General features: G+C 58.9%; 15 protein-coding genes. 11 read left to right on the forward strand and 4 right to left on the reverse strand.

The features are described 5' to 3' along the window. Positions 1–14: 14 nt before the first annotated feature. Positions 15–2072, reverse strand: a complete 2058-nt coding sequence (locus tag AB7M26_RS21795) for a carbon starvation CstA family protein (protein ID WP_123496968.1) — start codon at positions 2070–2072, stop codon at positions 15–17. 386 nt (positions 2073–2458) lie between these two features. Between AB7M26_RS21795 and AB7M26_RS21800 the strand changes: the two genes are divergently transcribed. Both AB7M26_RS21800 and AB7M26_RS21805 read left to right on the forward strand, forming a co-directional pair. Then, the gene (locus AB7M26_RS21800; RefSeq protein ID WP_123496970.1) at positions 2459–3820 is read left to right on the forward strand and encodes a cache domain-containing protein; all 1362 of its coding nucleotides are present in this window, start codon (positions 2459–2461) and stop codon (positions 3818–3820) included. Between the two features lie 33 nt (positions 3821–3853). After that, positions 3854–4486 (forward strand): response regulator, encoded by a 633-nt coding sequence (locus tag AB7M26_RS21805; RefSeq protein WP_008072339.1) that lies wholly within the window; start codon positions 3854–3856, stop codon positions 4484–4486. Between the two features lie 7 nt (positions 4487–4493). On the opposite strand, the gene AB7M26_RS21810 is transcribed toward AB7M26_RS21805, so the two are convergent. After that, positions 4494–5015 carry a transporter suffix domain-containing protein gene (locus AB7M26_RS21810; protein WP_123497077.1) on the reverse strand — a complete coding sequence of 174 codons (522 nt, stop codon included), beginning with the start codon at positions 5013–5015 and terminating at the stop codon, positions 4494–4496. 194 nt (positions 5016–5209) lie between these two features. On the opposite strand from AB7M26_RS21810, the gene AB7M26_RS21815 reads away from it, so the two are divergent. Genes AB7M26_RS21815 through AB7M26_RS21825 form a run of 3 tightly spaced genes read left to right on the forward strand, consistent with a single transcriptional unit; the run spans position 5210 to position 8917 of the window. Next, on the forward strand, positions 5210–6733 hold the full coding sequence (locus AB7M26_RS21815; protein ID WP_123496972.1) for an efflux transporter outer membrane subunit: 1524 nt from the start codon (positions 5210–5212) through the stop codon (positions 6731–6733). Positions 6734–6738: 5 nt separating this feature from the next. Beyond that, on the forward strand, positions 6739–7878 hold the full coding sequence (locus tag AB7M26_RS21820) for an HlyD family secretion protein (RefSeq protein WP_123496974.1): 1140 nt from the start codon (positions 6739–6741) through the stop codon (positions 7876–7878). Then, positions 7868–8917 carry a DUF2955 domain-containing protein gene (locus AB7M26_RS21825; RefSeq protein WP_123496976.1) on the forward strand — a complete coding sequence of 350 codons (1050 nt, stop codon included), beginning with the start codon at positions 7868–7870 and terminating at the stop codon, positions 8915–8917. The genes AB7M26_RS21820 and AB7M26_RS21825 overlap by 11 nt, the downstream gene beginning before the upstream one ends. On the opposite strand, the gene AB7M26_RS21830 is transcribed toward AB7M26_RS21825, so the two are convergent. Next, positions 8907–9212: a hypothetical protein gene (locus tag AB7M26_RS21830; RefSeq protein WP_123496978.1), complete on the reverse strand. Its 306-nt coding sequence runs from the start codon at positions 9210–9212 to the stop codon at positions 8907–8909. The two genes, AB7M26_RS21825 and AB7M26_RS21830, sit on opposite strands and share 11 nt — an antisense overlap. Further along, positions 9209–10135, reverse strand: coding sequence for a helix-turn-helix domain-containing protein (locus tag AB7M26_RS21835; RefSeq protein WP_123496980.1), 927 nt, complete (start codon positions 10133–10135; stop codon positions 9209–9211). The genes AB7M26_RS21830 and AB7M26_RS21835 overlap by 4 nt, the downstream gene beginning before the upstream one ends. Positions 10136–10296: 161 nt before the next feature. Here AB7M26_RS21835 and AB7M26_RS21840 point away from each other — a divergent pair, with 161 nt between their 5' ends. From AB7M26_RS21840 to AB7M26_RS21865, 6 genes are all read left to right on the forward strand, one after another. Continuing rightward, positions 10297–11655, forward strand: coding sequence for a glutamine synthetase family protein (locus AB7M26_RS21840; RefSeq protein WP_007900282.1), 1359 nt, complete (start codon positions 10297–10299; stop codon positions 11653–11655). A 124-nt stretch (positions 11656–11779) separates the two neighbouring features. Continuing rightward, the gene (locus AB7M26_RS21845) at positions 11780–12868 is read left to right on the forward strand and encodes a polyamine ABC transporter substrate-binding protein (RefSeq protein WP_123496982.1); all 1089 of its coding nucleotides are present in this window, start codon (positions 11780–11782) and stop codon (positions 12866–12868) included. After that, complete coding sequence (locus tag AB7M26_RS21850) at positions 12865–14166, forward strand: NAD(P)/FAD-dependent oxidoreductase (protein WP_123496984.1); 1302 nt, start codon at positions 12865–12867, stop codon at positions 14164–14166. The genes AB7M26_RS21845 and AB7M26_RS21850 overlap by 4 nt, the downstream gene beginning before the upstream one ends. A gap of 242 nt (positions 14167–14408) precedes the next feature. Next, positions 14409–15005 (forward strand): paraquat-inducible protein A, encoded by a 597-nt coding sequence (locus AB7M26_RS21855; RefSeq protein ID WP_123496986.1) that lies wholly within the window; start codon positions 14409–14411, stop codon positions 15003–15005. After that, positions 15002–15658 (forward strand): paraquat-inducible protein A, encoded by a 657-nt coding sequence (locus AB7M26_RS21860; protein ID WP_123496988.1) that lies wholly within the window; start codon positions 15002–15004, stop codon positions 15656–15658. The genes AB7M26_RS21855 and AB7M26_RS21860 overlap by 4 nt, the downstream gene beginning before the upstream one ends. Continuing rightward, the gene (locus AB7M26_RS21865) at positions 15639–17294 is read left to right on the forward strand and encodes a PqiB family protein (RefSeq protein ID WP_123496990.1); all 1656 of its coding nucleotides are present in this window, start codon (positions 15639–15641) and stop codon (positions 17292–17294) included. Before AB7M26_RS21860 ends, AB7M26_RS21865 begins: the two co-directional genes overlap by 20 nt. The last annotated feature ends 12 nt before the right edge of the window (positions 17295–17306 follow it).

A 17306-nucleotide genomic window follows, 5' to 3' on the forward strand; every position in this document is an offset into this window, starting at 1 on the left:
GGCACCCTCCTCCATCAAGCATCCGGCAAAGCCTGGAACGGCGCTTCTTTATCCGTACGTTCTTTGGTGCCCCAGGCGGCTATACCGACCTTGAGTGCAAAGAACAGAATGCTGAACACCACGAGCAAAAACAGCGCAGTCAGCGTTGCGTTGGTGTAGGCGTTATAGATGACATGCTGCATCTGCTCGATGCTTTTGGCCGGCGCGAGGACCTGGCCGTTGGCCAAGGCGTCGCTGTACTTTTTCGCCAGCGCCAGGAAGCCGATTGCCGGGTTGGCGTCGAACAGCTTGATGAAGCCTGCCGTGGTGGTGCAGATCAGCAGCCACACCGCTGGCAGCATGGTGACCCAGACGTAGCGTTGGCGCTTCATTTTGATCAATACGACAGTTGCCAGCATCAGCGCGATACCCGCCAGCATCTGGTTGGAGATGCCGAACAGTGGCCACAAGGTGTTGATCCCGCCCAGCGGGTCGATCACGCCTTGATACAGCAGGTAACCCCACATCGCCACGCAACCGGCGGTTGCGATCAGGTTGGCGGTCCAGGATTCGGTGCGCTTGAGCGCTGGCACGAAGGAGCCGAGCAAATCCTGCAGCATGAAACGCCCGGCACGGGTGCCGGCATCCACCGCGGTCAGGATGAACAGTGCTTCGAACAGGATTGCGAAGTGGTACCAGAACGCCATGGTGTTTTCACCCGGCAGAAGTTGATGCAGGATCTGCGCGATACCGACCGCCAGGGTCGGCGCACCACCGGCCCGGGCCAGGATGGTGGTTTCACCGATGTCCTTGGCCACCGCTTGCAAAGCTTCCGGCGTGATCGCAAAACCCCAGCTGCTGACGGTCTGAGCCACCGAAACAGCATCGGAGCCTACAAGGGCTGCGGGGCTGTTCATGGCGAAGTACACGCCTGGCTCGATCACCGACGCAGCCACCATGGCCATGATGGCGACGAAGGACTCCATCAGCATGCCGCCGTAACCGATGTAACGGGCATGACCTTCATTGGCAAGCAACTTCGGCGTGGTGCCGGAAGCAATCAGTGCGTGGAAACCGGACACCGCGCCACAGGCAATGGTGATGAACAGGAACGGGAACAACCCACCTTTCCATACCGGCCCGGTGCCATCGATGAACTGGGTCAATGCCGGCATTTTCAGGTCGGGCATGGTGATCAGAATGCCGATCGCCAGCGCAACGATGGTGCCGATTTTGAGGAAGGTCGACAGGTAGTCACGCGGCGCCAGAATCAGCCACACCGGTAGTACTGCGGCGACGAAACCGTAGCCAATCAGCATCCAGGTGATCTGGATTCCAGTGAAGGTGAACGCCTTGGCCCACACCGGGTCAGCGGCAATCTGCCCGCCCAGCCAGATCGAACCCAGCAGCAACGCCACGCCGATCACCGAGATTTCACCGATGCGGCCCGGGCGGATGTAGCGCATGTAAATGCCCATGAACATCGCGATCGGGATGGTCGCCATCACCGTGAAAATGCCCCAAGGGCTTTCGGCCAGGGCCTTGACCACGATCAGCGCCAGCACCGCGAGGATGATGATCATGATCAGGAAGCAGCCAAACAGCGCGATGGTCCCGGGGATGCGGCCCATTTCTTCACGGACCATGTCGCCCAGGGAACGGCCGTTACGGCGGGTGGACATGAACAGGACCATGAAGTCCTGAACCGCACCGGCCAGCACCACCCCGGCAATCAGCCACAGCGTACCGGGCAGGTAGCCCATCTGCGCCGCCAAGACCGGGCCTACCAGCGGGCCTGCGCCAGCGATCGCTGCGAAGTGGTGTCCGAAGAGCACGTGTTTGTTGGTCGGTACGTAGTCCAGACCATCATTGTTGAGTACGGCGGGAGTGGCTCGATTGGGATCGAGCTGCATCACCTTGGTGGCGATGAACAGGCTGTAATAGCGGTATGCGACCAGATAAATAGCGACTGCTGCGACTACGATCCAGAGGGCGTTGATGGCCTCGCCGCGGCGCAGGGCCACGACACTTAGCGCAAACGCTCCCAGGACAGCCACGGCAAACCAGGCGAGGTGTTTAGCCAGACGGGGCATAGCGTGTCTCCTGCCGACAGCCAGTGGCTGCGGCGGTAATTATTATAATTGTGTCCGCATTGCGGAGCGGGCCCAATATCCGCCCATGCTGTCGACAAATAAATCCGCGTTACTACGTACGTGGCGTCTACGTAGTTCTACGCAGGCGCCGCTGATCTCTCGGATGAAATGCAACACCTGTGGGAGCGGGCTTGCCCGCGATGAGGCCAGTACATTCAACATCAACCGTTGATTGACAGACCGCTATCGCGGGCAAGCCCGCTCCCACAGGTTTTTGTGTTTCATCATGGCCACAGGTCATTCTGTCCAGCATTGCTACTGGAGGCGCGTATCTTTGGCATATGATGCCTGGCCTTCGCCTTCCCTCGGTCTGGCCAGGAGTAGAGATGCAGCTCAAACACAAAATCGTCGCGCTCGGGATCCTGCCGCTGGTGTTGGCGATCGCGGTCATCTGCGCGCTGGTGATTTCCCTGAACCGCCAACTGGGTGATCAACAGGCGCAACTGATCGAAGACAGCATTCTGGCCAGCAAGCGCGCAGAACTGAAAAACTACGTCGAAATGGCCCAGAGCCTGATCGCGCCGCTGTACGACAACGGCCGGGGTGACGCGCGCGCGCAGCAACAAGTGCTCGAAGAACTGCGCAAGCTCAGCTTTGGCATCAACGGCTACTTCTTCGTCTACGACCGCGAAGGTCGCAGCCTGATGCACGCGCGCCAGTCAGAGCTGGTGGGCAAATACCTGTGGGACATGACCGACCCTCACGGTTTGCCGGTGATCCAGGCGTTGCTTAAAAGTGCGCAATCGGGCGAAGGTTTTCAACGTTACGCCTGGAACAAACCCTCTTCCGGCCAAGTGACCGACAAGCTCGCTTACGTGGTGATGCTGGACCGTTGGGGCTGGATGCTCGGCACCGGCATCTACCTTGAAGACGTTGAACGCGCCACCCGACAGGCCCGTGACGAGGTGGCTCAGGGCATCCGCAAAACCATGCTGGCCATTGCCGCGGTGGCCCTTGTGGCGGTGCTGTTTGTCTTCGCCAGCGGCATGACGTTGAACGTCAGCGAGCATCGCCTGGCCGACAAAAAACTCCAGCGCCTGACCCAACGCATTGTCAGTCTGCAGGAGGAAGAACGGTCGAGGGTTTCCCGAGAGCTGCACGACGGCATCAGCCAGCTACTGGTGTCTATCAAGTTTCAGTTCGAACTGGCCAGCCATGTGCTGGAGAATGGACAAGACAAGGGATTGAGCATTTTAAGAGACGCCACGGAGCGCCTCGGGGATGCGATTGGCGAAGTTCGCAGCCTCTCTCACGACCTGCGCTCGTCGCTGCTCGACACCCTCGGCCTGCCGGCGGCAATCGGTCAACTCGCCGCAGAATTCGAGCAGCGCAGCGGTCTGGTCGTGACTTTCAACGATAACGAATTCGACTGTCATCTGGTCGATGGCGCCGCCGTCTCGTTGTTTCGCATCGTGCAAGAAGGCCTGACCAATATCGAACGCCACGCACAAGCAAAAAACGTCATCATTACCCTGCACGGTTCTGAAAAGTCCGTACGTTTGACAGTGGTCGATGACGGCATCGGTTTCAACGTCGCCCAAGTCGAACGTCGTCACGCGGGCATTGGCCTGCGCAACATCCGTGAACGTGTCGAGCATTTTGGCGGTCGATTCGACCTGACCTCGATGCCGGGAAGAAGTGAGCTGGACGTGCTGCTGCCGATGAAACTGCCCGGTACAGAACGCTGACTCAACCCATAACAATTAGAGTGAATGCCTGCGATGAACCTGCCCTACCCGATCCGCGTCGCCCTGGTTGACGATCACTCCCTGGTCCGCGACGGAATCAAATCGCTGCTGGGGGTCATGACGCAGCTGGAAGTGGTGGGAGAAGCCGAGAATGGCGCCGATGCCATTGAAATGGTCGGGCGCTGCCAGCCGGATCTGTTGCTGGTCGACATCAGCCTGAAGGACATCAATGGCCTTGAGCTGACGCGGTTGTTACGCAGCCAATACCCGTCGCTCAAGGTGTTGGTGCTGAGCATGTACGACAACTATGAATACGTGAGTGAATCCGTTCGCTCGGGTGCCAGCGGCTATGTGCTGAAGAATGCGCCTTCACGGGAAATCATTGCGGCAATCGAAGCCATTGTCAGCGGCGGGACGTTCTACAGTGCCGAGATCGCACAGCGGCTCATTGCCGATAAAAGTAGCGACAACGAGCTGACTCCGCGCGAAAGCCAGGTGCTGTACAAGATGGCTCAGGGGCTGAACAACAAGGAAATGGCTCGTGAACTGGATATCAGTGTGCGGACTGTAGAAACTCATCGCCTGAGCATCCGTCGCAAGCTCAACATCGACAAACCCGCCGCACTTGTAAAGTACGCGATCGATCACGGGATCATTTCGCGTTAGAGGTGATTCACACCGCGCCCGTATTAACGACACGTGCCGTGCGAATAAACAACGCACGTACCTTGTCCCAGAAATTCCCCCCCAGCACGAAAAAGCTGCCGATCAACATGGCATCGCCCAGCGCCTGGAGCTGCCAGATATTGGGTCTCAGCCCCGGCCAGATAGTATCTATGTAAGGTTCGAGAAATGCCGAGATCAGCGGCAGGCAAAACATCACGAGGCCGATTCTATGGCGAGCCGGGCCTACTTCCACGTCTGCCGGTGCAAGTGTGGAGACGTAACCGAACATGCTGCGCTTGAGTTGCTGAAAGCCGGATTTGCCCATAATGGCAATGACGAGAATTAACAGAACCTTGTTGCTGATAAACAAAACGCCTGTCAGTGCCGCGATCTTTGAGCCGGGCACATCCACTGCGGCAGCGAGAGGCACCATCAGCCAGGATCCCAGCATCAAACAGATAATCGCGATGCCCAGTTTGAAGCGCCAACCAGCGGAACTAGATGCATTGTCATCCTGAGGGTTGCTCATGGTCTTCTTAACCTTCATTTTTTGGCCGGGATTAATGGATCTTCAGAAGCGTAGCAGTTAGTCGATCCCGGATCATTCAACATGACCTTGTATTTGTCGCAGCTGTACTAACCTAAGCGAACCAGTAACCAACGCCATTTCAATATCAGGTATGTTCGGATGACGTTTTCCCAAGATCTACGATCAGTGCACCGATGCTGACGCGCTCCGGTCCACTGCTTCTGCTGCTCGTCCTTGGCCTTGGCGGTTGTGTCCGTCTGGGGCCGGATTTTCAGCCCCCCGGCGAGGCCTGGACAAAACTCTGGAGCAGCCCCGCGCTTGAGCAAGCCAGCCAACGAAGCCTGAACCCCGACATTCGCCAATGGTGGCAAGTGTTCGCCGACCCGGTCCTCGACGCGCTGATCGCCGAATCGGATGCGCACAATTCCAACCTGAAAATTGCCGGCCTTCGCGTCATGGAAGCCCGTGCCCGGTTGGGCATTGCGCAAAGCGGGCGTTATCCGCAACTGCAACAGGCCAGCGCCGACAGTCTGTACTTCAACCGCAAGCAGTCCGGCGGCAGCAACCCGCAAGACAGCCACTTCTGGCAACACAGCGCGGGCTTTGATGTCGGCTGGGAATTGGATTTCTGGGGGCGTTTCAGTCGAGCCATCGAGTCCTCCGATGCCAGTTACTTTGCGGCTCAAGCCAACTATGAAGACGTTCTTGTACTGCTGCGTGCTCAGGTGGCCGATACCTACTTTTCGTTGCGCACAACCGAAGCGCGTTTGCGCGTCGCCAGAGAAAACGCCGAACAGCAAAAGCGCAACTTTGAGATCACCGAAAAACTGTTCAACAGTGGCCAGAGCGCCGAACTCGACTTGCAACAAGCCAAGACCCAATACCTGGGCACCTTGAGCAGCATTCCGGACTTTGAGGCGCAAGTAGTGCGCACCCGTAACGCGTTGGCTGTGCTGATCGGACAGCCACCCAGCGCCCTGCCCCAATTGCTTGAAAACGAGGGACTGATCCCGCTGGTGGACCAAGCCGTGCTGCAAGACGTGCCGGCCAACCTGTTGTTGCGTCGACCGGACGTGCGCGCCGCCGAGCTCAATGTCGCGGCCCAGTCGGCACTGATCGGTGTGGCACAAACCGACTTTTATCCGTCGCTGACCTTGCTGGGCAGCATCGTCTGGACCACCGATACGTTGAGCGGCACCTCCAACAGCCTGGATCTGATCGGCGGTCCCAGTTTGCGCTGGAACCTGTTTGATCACGGCCAGATCAGCAACAACGTGCGCATACAGGATGCGCGGTTGCAGCAGCTGATTGAGGTTTATCGCGACAAAGTCCGCCAGGCCGCACGGGAGGCCGATGATGCCGCCAGCAGCCTGATCAAATCCCTGGAACGCGAGCGCATCCTGGGTGAAGCACAGGTCGCCGCCGCGCGTTCGTTGAGCCTGGCCAGCACCCAATACCGGGAAGGTTACTCCGACTTCCAGCGCGTGCTGGACGCTCAACGCGCATTGCTCGAACAGCAGGACAATTACCTGCTCAGCCGCAGTAATGCCGTGAGCAACCTGATCGCCCTGTACAAAGCCCTTGGCGGCGGGTGGTACAGCGCCCAGCCGACAGTCGATCAAAACACTCGCCAGCAAATGGAACAACGCACCGACTGGGGCAACCTGCTGAATGAACCAGCCCCTTCGCAAGCCTCTTATCCCGAGCCAGAAGGTTAAAGCCGATGACTGAACCCTCGCCGCCCGTCACTGAGGCGCCCTCCCCCAAGGCATCCGAGCCTGCCGCCGATCCTGCAAAAAAGGGCATCAAGTGGGTGATGCTGCTGATCGTCCTCAGCCTGGCCTGGTACTTGTTGGCTGACCGTTTCACACCGTATACGCAACAGGCTCGGGTGGGCGCCTTTGTCATTCCGGTGGCCTCCGAAGTGGCGGGCCAGGTGATCCGTGTGAATGTGCGCAACAACCAGGACGTCAAGGCGGGCGATGTGCTGTTTGAAGTGGATCAGCAGCCCTATCAAATAGCCGTCGACCGCGCACGTGCAGACCTTGAATCGACACGCCGGCAGATCGGTGCCAGCACGGCCGGCATTGCTTCGGCTCAAGCCAATTTGCGCGCCGCCCAGGCCAATGAACTCAAGGCGCGGCAGGACAATCAGCGCCTTGAAGGTTTGTACCGCGAAGACCCTGGCACCATTTCCGTGCGCCTGCTGGAAGTCTCTCGGGCCAGCCGTGAACAGGCTGTCAGCCAGGTCGCCGCGGCCCATGCCGAAGTCCAGCGAGCACGGGAACAGGAAGGCGGCAGCGAGGAAGACAACGCGCTGTTGCGCAGCGCCGCCACGGCGTTGTCAAAAGCTGAGCTGGACTTGTCCAACACGCAGATTCGCGCACGGTCGGCGGGACTGATCACCGATCTGCGCACCGATGTCGGACAGTTCGCCACTGCCGGCAGCCCGGTCATGACCCTGATTGCCATCCACGATGTGTGGATCAGCGCAGACATGACCGAAAACAACCTTGGCCTGGTCGAGGTCGGCACCCCTGTTTCGATCGTGCTGGATGCCCTGCCGGGGAGGGTTTTCGAGGGCCGTGTGCGCAGTGTCGGCTACGGTGTCAGCGTCGGTCAGAGTACTGCGCCCGGCAGCCTTCCCAGTGTGCAGAACAGCCGCGACTGGCTGCGTCCGGCCCAGCGTTTTCCAGTGATTATCGAGTTCTCCGAGGACTCAAGGAAAACGCTGTTCGCCAGCCGCGCCATCCGTGCCGGTGGGCAGGCTGAAGTGATGGCATTCCCGACTCAAGACAACCCATTGAACCTGCTCGGTCGTTTGTTCGTGGGACTAATGAGCTGGCTGAGCTATGCCTACTAAGGGTGTGCCTACCCAGCGCACGCCCCGGGTTCAGCGTGCGTTGCGTATGGGCACAGGCACCGCATCGTGCCTGGCGACCAGCTTCGGCCTGGGCTTGCCGATCCCTTTTCTCGCGCCGGTGCTGGCCGTATTGCTGTTGGCTTCCCTCAATCGGCCGCTGCCATTGAAGGCCGGATTGATTCTCGCTCTGGCTGCGATGTTAACCACCGGCGTCGGCCTGTTGTTGATTCCGATCCTGCGTTACTACCCGATTACCGGCGTGCTGCTGATTGGCGTCAGTATGTTCCTGGCTTTTGGTTTTGGCCTGCGCGGCGGCAACGCCTTGATCATGACCTTCATGATCATTGGCCTGACGATGATTTCTTCGGCCGGCGTCGCCGAGTTCGATCTGGCGATGATGGTCATCGGTGCCCTGGTCAAGGGCTTGATCCTCGCCGTTCTCGTTGTGGGGATTAGTCACTGGCTGTTTCCCGACCCCGCCAATGCGCCGTCCCCACCCGCCGCCAGCGCTTTGCCGGCGCAAGAAGTGGCCAGGGTTGCACTGCGTGCAACCCTCATTGTTATACCGGCATTCCTGCTGGCCCTGATCGACCCGGCGAGCTATCTGCCGATCATCTTGAAAGCGGTCAGTCTTGGCCAACAGAGTTCGACGACAACGACGCGCAACGCAGCTCATGAATTGCTCGGTTCGACCTTCATGGGTGGCCTGTTGGCTGTTGGGTTCTGGTGCGCACTCAGCCTGTTTGTGCACTTGTGGATGTTCTTTCTGTGGATGCTCCTGTTCGGCTTGCTGTTGGCGCGCAAGCTCTATGCCCTGAGCCCGACCCGACAAACCCCGGGGTTCTGGCTCAACAGCCTGGTCACGCTGATCATCCTGCTGGGTCAGTCGGTTCAGGACAGCCTCGCCGGGAAAGACGTCTATACCGCCTTCGCCGTGCGCATGGGATTGTTTATCGCCCTCACGCTCTATGCCTTGCTGATGGTCCACCTACTTGATCGGCGGCAGCGCAATCCACGTGTCACTCAGCTCACGGAGTGATCTGATAACCCCGCCCTTGCAGGCAGCTGTGATAGTGCTGTTTCACATCGACCTCGACCGGCTCATAAAACTCGTCATGTTGACGTCCAAGTACCTGCGTAGCATCCACCGCAGCACCCTCCGAGGCTGGCGGGCCAGAGGAGCTCTGGCTGGCCGTGACGTTGCTGCAATCATTGATATCCAGTTGGGTTTGTTGGGAACTCTGCCCGTTCATGGGCACGACCGTTTCGGCCTGAACCGGCGTATAGACCATCAACATGACGGCACACAGGCTGAAAGACGATAACCGACTCATGATGATCTCCGACACGGTCCACTGTGTTTGCGGGCCAGCGTTTGGCTGGGAAGTTCCTGGAACAACGCTCGATAACTGCTGGAAAACCGTCCCAAATGCCAGAACGACCAATTCATCGCCACTTGCGCGACCGTGGTTTCCCCGGCCGTTCGCCTGAGCAATTCGCGGCGCGCGCTGTTGAGCCGACGCAAGCGCAACCAATGCGTGGGTGTCATTGCGGTATACGCCTTGAACGCATGCTGCAACTGACGCAGCGAAACCCCGGCCACCTGGGACAGCTCCAGCAAATTGAGGGTTTCTTCCGGTGTATCGGCGGCCCATTCGGCGACGCGTTTCATGATCGTTCGCTCCTCCGCCCGGCGCTGCAAACCTGCGCGATCCAGGCACACACAGGCGTTATCGAGGATGTACAAACAGTCCTCCAACAGTTGCTGGGTCAACGCCTCTTTGCTCGGTGGATCCAGCGTCTGCGTCAGCCGCGTCAACGTCCCGCTCAACCAGCGGCTGAACAGTGCGTTCTGACCTGAATTGAGCGGCGACATGAACAAGCCTTCGAGCCGCGCGACGTCCAGGCCATGGCGCTGAACGAATGCCGGACCGAACACCACGGCGATTTCCTGGTAGTTCTCCGGGGTGATCCAGATATTGCGGCTTTCACCGTTCAACACGTACAGCGAGTTGTCGCTGCGATCGAAACAGAACGCCAGCGAGCCTTGCGGGGCGCTGAAATTCTGCTCGACCCGGGTGTTCATCTGTTCCTCGTAAATCTCGACACCTTGCAAATCCAGATAGCGCACCCTTCCGGCGAAATGCCCCGGGGACATTTGCTGATAGTGCTGCACCCAACCCGGTGTGGCGCGGATTTGCTCGGCCACGTCGGCGGTGTTGAACGCTTGAACCTGCAATGGATTGCACGCTGTCATGGGGTGCCTTACGCACTCTTTTGGTGCGCTATGTGCTTGTTCAAAGTGGATAGATGGAACGGCAAGGCTCACCCAAGATAGTCGTCAACGCGCCACAGGGGAAGTGTTCGGTGGATGAAGCCGCCCTCCCCGGCGTCAATCAAACCAACAATGAGGTTTTTATGAATGCCCCTTTCGATCAGCTGTTCACGTGGCTGAAAGATCACAAGATTACCGAGGTCGAGTGTGTGGTCAGCGACCTGACCGGCATTGCTCGCGGCAAGATTGCACCCACCAACAAGTTCCTGCATGAGCGAGGCATGCGCCTGCCGGAAAGTGTGCTACTGCAAACGGTAACCGGGGACTTTGTTGACGACGACATCTACTACGACCTGCTCGACCCGGCCGACATCGACATGGTCTGCAAGCCCGTCGCCGATGCGGTTTACGTCATTCCATGGGCCATCGAACCCACCGCCATCGTGATCCATGACACGTTCGACAAGTTCGGCAATCCCATCGAACTGTCGCCGCGCAACGTGCTGAAGAAAGTGCTGCAGCTCTACACCGACAAAGGCTGGAAGCCGATTGTCGCGCCAGAAATGGAGTTCTACCTGACCCAGCGCTGCGAAGACCCGGACTTGCCGCTCAAAGCGCCACTGGGACGCTCCGGCCGAGCGGAAAGCGGTCGTCAGTCGTTTTCCATCGACGCCGCCAACGAGTTCGATCCATTGTTTGAAGACGTTTATGACTGGTGCGAACTACAGGGCCTGGACCTCGACACGCTGATCCACGAAGACGGCCCGGCGCAGATGGAAATCAATTTCCGTCACGGCGACGCGCTGGATCTGGCGGACCAGATCACCGTGTTCAAACGCACCCTGCGCGAAGCGGCACTCAAGCACAACGTCACCGCGACCTTCATGGCCAAACCGATCGGCGACGAGCCCGGCAGTGCCATGCACCTGCACCAGAGCGTGGTGGACATTGCCACCGGCCAGCCGATTTTCGCCGATGCCGACGGGCAGATGAGCGAACTGTTCCTGCACCATATCGGCGGCTTGCAAAAGTACATTCCCAAAGTGCTGCCGATGTTTGCGCCCAACGTCAATTCGTTCCGCCGCTTCCTGCCCGACACCTCGGCGCCGGTCAACGTTGAATGGGGCGAAGAAAACCGCACCGTCGGCCTGCGCGTACCGACCTCCAGCCCGGACGCCATGCGCGTGGAAAACCGCTTGCCGGGTGCCGATGCCAATCCTTATCTGGCGATTGCCGCGAGCTTGTTGTGCGGTTATCTGGGCATGGTCGAAAAGGTCGAACCGAGCGCCGCGGTGCAGGGTCGCGCCTATGAGCGACGCAATCTGCGCCTGCCGATCACCATCGAGGACGCACTGACGCGCATGGAAGAGTGCGAAACCATCGAGCGCTATCTGGGGAGCAAATTCGTCCGGGGTTACGTCGCGGTCAAACGGGCTGAACACGAGAACTTCAAGCGCGTGATCAGCTCCTGGGAGCGCGAGTTTCTGCTGCTTAGCGTTTAGTCCCCTGTGGGAGCAGGCTTGCCCGCGATGAGGCCAGCACATTCGACATCATCGTTGACTGACAGACCGCTATCGCGGGCAAGCCCGCTCCCAAAAAAATCCAATAACTCCAAGAGGTGTCGATATGCGTCTATTGAAATCCGTGGTTCCGGTCGCGCTGGCCTTGCTGTTCAGCGCCGCTGCACACGCTCAATCAAGTGTGAGCGTCTACAACTGGACCGATTACATCGGCGAGACCACCCTCGCCGACTTCCAGGCGAAAACCGGGACCAAAGTGATCTACGACGTATTCGATTCCAACGAAACCCTGGAGGGCAAACTGCTCGCAGGCCGCACGGGTTATGACGTGGTGGTACCCTCCAATCACTTCCTCGCACGCCAGGTGAAGGCCGGCGCGTTCCTCAAACTGGATCGCTCGCAACTGCCCAACTGGAAAAATCTCGACCCGAAACTGCTGGCCTTGCTGGAAAAAAACGATCCGGGTAACGAACATTCGGTGCCGTACCTGTGGGGCACCAACGGCATTGGCTACAACGTCGACAAGGTCAAGCAAGTGCTGGGCATCGATCGCATCGATTCCTGGGCGGTGTTTTTCGAGCCTGAGAACCTGAAAAAGCTCAGTCAGTGCGGCGTGTCGATGATGGATTCGGCCGATGAAGTGTTCCCGGCGGTCCTGAACTACATGGGCATGGATCCACGCAGCGAAAACCCCGAGGACTTTAAAAAGGCCGAAGCCAAACTGCTGACCATCCGGCCTTACATCACCTATTTCCATTCGTCCAAGTACGTGTCGGACCTGGCCAATGGCGACATTTGCGTTGCGTTCGGCTATTCGGGCGATGTGTTCCAGGCGGCGAACCGCGCCAAGGAAGCGAAGAACGGCGTGAATATCGCCTACTCGATCCCCAAGGAAGGCAGTAACCTCTGGTTCGACCTGCTGGCGATTCCTGCCGACGCCAGCAACCCGAAAGAGGCTCACTCGTTCGTCAATAACCTGCTGGATCCACAGGTAATCGCCAAGGTCAGCGCGTCGGTCGGTTACGCCAATCCAAACCCGGCGGCCAAACAATACATGGACGCCGAGTTGGTCAATAATCCAGAGGTCTACCCTCCTCAGGAAGTGCTCGACAAACTCTACATCTCCACCACCCCGCCCCAGCCGATCATGCGTCTGATGACCCGCTCCTGGAGCAAAGTGAAGTCCAACCAATGAATCAGTACGACAACGAACACGCTCATTCCTATTACGCTGCATCGGCCAAGGGCATGACACCTTACCCCGCGCTGGGTTCGGATCTTGAGGCCGATGTCTGCGTGGTGGGCGGCGGCTTTACCGGGGTCAATACCGCGATCGAACTGGCGCAGCGCGGGCTCTCGGTGATTCTGCTGGAAGGCCGGCGGATCGGCTGGGGCGCCAGCGGGCGTAATGGCGGGCAGTTGATCCGCGGCATCGGTCATGACGTCGAAGGTTTCGCCCGTTATGTCGGCCAGGACGGTGTGCGCTATTTAGAGCGTGCAGGCATCGAATCAGTGGAACTGGTGGGCAATCGCATCCGTGAGCATGGGATCGACTGCGACCTGCGCTGGGGCTTCTGCGAGCTGGCCAACACCCCGGCGCAATACGAGGCGTTCAAGGCAGAACTGCAAAAACTTGCCGAACTGGGTTACCGCCATGAAACCCGACTTGTCGGCCCCGAGCAGATCCGCCAGCAAGTGGTGGGCTCCGATGTTTATGCCGGCGGCCTGATCGACATGGGCTCCGGTCATCTGCATCCGCTGAATCTGGTGCTCGGTGAAGCGCACGTTGCCGAATCCCTCGGGGTGCGAATATTCGAACAAAGCCCGGTGCTGGAGTTGATTCATGGCAGCACTGTGCAGGTTCGTTGCGCCGGTGGCACGGTTCGCGCCGGCAGTCTGGTGCTCGGTTGTAATGCGCACCTGGAAGAGCTCGAACCACGCCTGAGCGGCAAGGTTTTACCGGCAGGCAGTTACATCATTGCCACCGAGCCTTTGGCACCTGAGGTTGCCGCGCAATTGATTCCGCAGAACCTGGCGCTGTGCGACCAGAAAGTCGGCCTCGATTACTACCGGCTCTCGGCGGATCGACGGTTGTTGTTCGGCGGTGCCTGTCATTATTCCGGGCGCGATCCGGAGGATATCGGCGCTTATATGCGGCCAAAAATGCTCAAGGTCTTCCCGCAATTGGCGGATGTGCGCATCGACTATCAATGGGGCGGCATGATCGGCATCACCGCCAACCGCTTCCCCCAGGCCGGACGATTAAGCCAATACCCGAACGTGTTCTACGCCCAGGGTTACTCCGGTCATGGCCTGAACGTGACCCACTGGTGCGCACGGTTGCTGGCCGAAGCGATTCATGCCGGGCACAGCAAGGGCCTCGATGTTTTCAGCGCCGTCCCGCATATGACCTTTCCCGGTGGAAAAGCCCTGCGCTCACCGCTGCTGGCCCTCGGCATGTTCTGGTATCGCCTGCGCGAATTGCTCGGCTGACTCCCCTTACAGGCGCTGCCGAAAATTCCCCGGTTGACTACCTTCCCGTAGGAGCTGCCGCAGGCTGCGATCTTTTGATCTTGATCTTCGGCAGCCTTGAAATAGCCAAAAGATCGCAGGCTTCGCCAGCTCCTACAGGGAATTCATCGTCCGCCCTGATCAGTCTTTTATTTGCTCAATCGCAAGTCACTTCTATATTGAGGGGGTGCTCTGACTTTCCTGCCTCCTGGCGAGTGCGGCCTATGGCTACGACTGACCAACTGATCATCTGCGAGCACTGCGACTGCGTGTATGAAAAAGTCACGCTCGCCAAACATCAAAAAGCCCTGTGTACCTGCTGCGGCGGCGTGCTCCAGCGTTATAACGGACTGTCGGTGGAGCAGCGTCTGGCGTTGGCCTTCACGGCAACGGTGCTGTGGATTTTCGCCAACTTCTATCCCGTCATGAGCATCAGCCTCAAGGGCCTGAAAAACAGTGCGACGCTATGGGATTCGGTATTGGCGTTGAGCCAGGGGCCGATCACCTTTATTGCGCTGGTGGCGGCGATATCGATCATCATCGCGCCGCTTTTTCAGCTGGTGTTGCTGATCTGGGTCCTGAGCTTCGCCCTCGTGCATCGGCGCTCGCCAGGCTTCAAGCTGTGCATGCGCTGGCTGGAAACCCTCAGGCCCTGGAGCATGCTCGAGGTTTGTCTGCTGGGGGCAATGGTGGCGGTGTTCAAACTGGCAGGTATGCTCGATGTAATACCCGGCCTCGGCCTGTTTGCCCTGGCTGTCCTCAGCCTGCTACTGATCCGCATCGCCGGGCGCGATGTCCGTGAATTGTGGGACACCTTATGAACAGGCCACCGCTCGCCAGCGAACTCAACCTGTGCCTGTGCCATAGCTGCGGTCTGGCCTGCGACATAACGGATAACCCTCACGAATGCCCACGCTGCAGCGCGCCCCTGCATGCTCGCAAAACCAATTCATTGACCCGCACATGGGCCTACTTGCTGACCTCACTGGTGTTCTATGTCCCGGCCAATCTGCTCCCGGTCATGAACACCAGTCTGTTCGGCAACGGCTCCGACAGCACCATCATGAGCGGTGTGCTGGAGTTCTGGGCACACGGTGCGTGGGACATTGCCCTGATTATTTTCATCGCCAGCATCGCGGTACCAGGCATCAAGTTCGTTGCCCTCTCCCTGCTGCTGATCACCGTGCAACGCGGCAGCCTTTGGGCGCGCAAGGAGCGTTCGAAGCTTTACCGTTTCGTCGAGCTGATCGGCTACTGGTCGATGCTCGATGTGATTGTTGTCGCGCTAGTCGCCGCGCTGGTGAAATTCCAGGCGCTGGGCGATATTCAACCGCGCCTGGGTATTCTGTTTTTTGGTCTGGTGGTGGTATTCACCATGCTGTCTGCCATGAGTTTCGACCCGCGGCTGATCTGGGATAACAAGCGGGAAAAACCACCAAACGAGGAGGTCATGGATGAAGTCGCAAGCCACTGATGGGCCGCAAGACCCCGGTCAAGCCAGTATCAAGACCCGTCGCTTCAGCGTTTCACTGGTGTGGATTGTGCCGATCGTTGCGGTGCTGGTTGGGATCTCCTTGGTGATACACAGCATGATGCAGGAAGGCCCGACCATCACCGTCACGTTCAAGACCGGTAGCGGTCTTACGGCCAACAAGACCGAGGTCAAATACCGCAACGTGGTCATCGGCCATGTCTCTGAAGTGAAGCTGAGCAACGATCAGAAAAGCGTTAACGCCACGATCAAACTCGACAAACAGGCTGAAAACTTCACCCGCGAAGATTCGCAATTCTGGGTCGTGCGACCGCGCATTGGTGCCGGCGGCGTCTCGGGCATCGATACCCTGCTGTCAGGCGATTACATTGGCGCTGACATCGGCGAGGCCAATGCCCGTTCCAAACATTTCATTGGTCTGGAAAACCCGCCGCCCATTACCTATGGCGAGCCGGGCAAGCGCTTCATGCTGCGCACCCAGGACCTGGGCTCGCTGGACATCGGCTCCCCCGTCTATTACCGCAAGATTCCAGTCGGGCAAGTGGTGGCGTATGCGCTGGATGCCGACGGCAAAGGGGTGAACATCGAAATTTTCGTGCATTCGCCCAATGACGTCTTCGTCACGCAGAACACCCGGTTCTGGAACGCCAGTGGTATCGATGTGAGCGTGGGGGCCAATGGTTTTGCGGTGAATACCGAATCCCTGTCTTCGTTGTTGGTGGGCGGCATCGCGTTTCGCGCGCCGGAATACAGCCCCAATGATCAGCCGGCCAGCGAGAATAAAGCCTTCGACCTGTTCGAAGACCAACAAACCGCCCTCGCGCCCCCCTTTGGCAAGGGGCAGTTCCTGAGTTTGCGCTTCGATCAGGCCTTGCGCGGGCTGAAGATCGACGCGCCGGTGGAGTTCCTCGGCATCGAATTTGGCAGAGTTGTCTCGGTCAATCTGGATTTCGACGCGAAAAAGCGCAGCTTCCCGGTCAATGTCGGCATCGTGATCTACCCGCAACGCCTCGGTCAGGCTCATACCAAAATGCTCGAGGCCTTGAAGCATGACCCTAATGACGAAGCCGCTGGCGTGCGGCTGATGGGCAGCTTCATCGAAAACGGCCTGCGAGCCCAGGCCCGTAGCGGCAACCTGTTGACCGGCCAGCTCTACATCGCGCTCGACTTCTACCCCGACGCAGAGAAAGTCGTGTTCGATCCAACCGCCCGTCCCGTCACCATCCCCACCATTCCTGGCAGCCTCGAGCAGTTGCAGGAAAAACTGGAAAACATGATCAACAAGATCAACCAGCTACCGATCGACCGCATTGCCGGCAATCTCGACAGCAACCTCGTCGAACTGCGCAAGGGCCTCGTACAGTTCAACGCCAGGACCCTGCCCGGCGTGCAGACCACCTTGGGGGACGTCAGCAAGGCCTTGCAATCGGCCAGCTCGACCTTGGCCGAGGATTCGCCGCAACGGGAGCAGTTGACCCAGACCCTGGACGAACTCGGGCGCATGTCACGCTCCTTGCGTGAACTCTCGGATTACCTGGGCCGGCATCCCGAATCACTGATTCGCGGTCGTCCCGACAACGCTGCACCAATGGATATGAAGGCGCCACCGCGCAACTGACCACAGGAGCAA

The sequence above is a fragment of the Pseudomonas sp. F-14 TE3482 genome (assembly GCF_053629455.1).

Excerpts from the sequence above, each read along its gene's own strand:
- AB7M26_RS21820 (WP_123496974.1), top strand. The coding sequence starts at position 6,739 with ATGACTGAACCCTCGCCGCCCGTCACTGAGGCGCCCTCCCCCAAGGCA.
- AB7M26_RS21865 (WP_123496990.1), top strand. The coding sequence starts at position 15,639 with ATGAAGTCGCAAGCCACTGATGGGCCGCAAGACCCCGGTCAAGCCAGT.
- AB7M26_RS21855 (WP_123496986.1), top strand. The coding sequence starts at position 14,409 with ATGGCTACGACTGACCAACTGATCATCTGCGAGCACTGCGACTGCGTG.
- AB7M26_RS21840 (WP_007900282.1), top strand. The coding sequence starts at position 10,297 with ATGAATGCCCCTTTCGATCAGCTGTTCACGTGGCTGAAAGATCACAAG.
- AB7M26_RS21845 (WP_123496982.1), top strand. The coding sequence starts at position 11,780 with ATGCGTCTATTGAAATCCGTGGTTCCGGTCGCGCTGGCCTTGCTGTTC.
- AB7M26_RS21800 (WP_123496970.1), top strand. The coding sequence starts at position 2,459 with ATGCAGCTCAAACACAAAATCGTCGCGCTCGGGATCCTGCCGCTGGTG.
- AB7M26_RS21860 (WP_123496988.1), top strand. The coding sequence starts at position 15,002 with ATGAACAGGCCACCGCTCGCCAGCGAACTCAACCTGTGCCTGTGCCAT.
- AB7M26_RS21805 (WP_008072339.1), top strand. The coding sequence starts at position 3,854 with ATGAACCTGCCCTACCCGATCCGCGTCGCCCTGGTTGACGATCACTCC.
- AB7M26_RS21815 (WP_123496972.1), top strand. The coding sequence starts at position 5,210 with ATGCTGACGCGCTCCGGTCCACTGCTTCTGCTGCTCGTCCTTGGCCTT.
- AB7M26_RS21825 (WP_123496976.1), top strand. The coding sequence starts at position 7,868 with ATGCCTACTAAGGGTGTGCCTACCCAGCGCACGCCCCGGGTTCAGCGT.
- AB7M26_RS21795 (WP_123496968.1), bottom strand. The coding sequence starts at position 2,072 with ATGCCCCGTCTGGCTAAACACCTCGCCTGGTTTGCCGTGGCTGTCCTG.
- AB7M26_RS21830 (WP_123496978.1), bottom strand. The coding sequence starts at position 9,212 with ATGAGTCGGTTATCGTCTTTCAGCCTGTGTGCCGTCATGTTGATGGTC.
- AB7M26_RS21835 (WP_123496980.1), bottom strand. The coding sequence starts at position 10,135 with ATGACAGCGTGCAATCCATTGCAGGTTCAAGCGTTCAACACCGCCGAC.
- AB7M26_RS21850 (WP_123496984.1), top strand. The coding sequence starts at position 12,865 with ATGAATCAGTACGACAACGAACACGCTCATTCCTATTACGCTGCATCG.
- AB7M26_RS21810 (WP_123497077.1), bottom strand. The coding sequence starts at position 5,015 with ATGAGCAACCCTCAGGATGACAATGCATCTAGTTCCGCTGGTTGGCGC.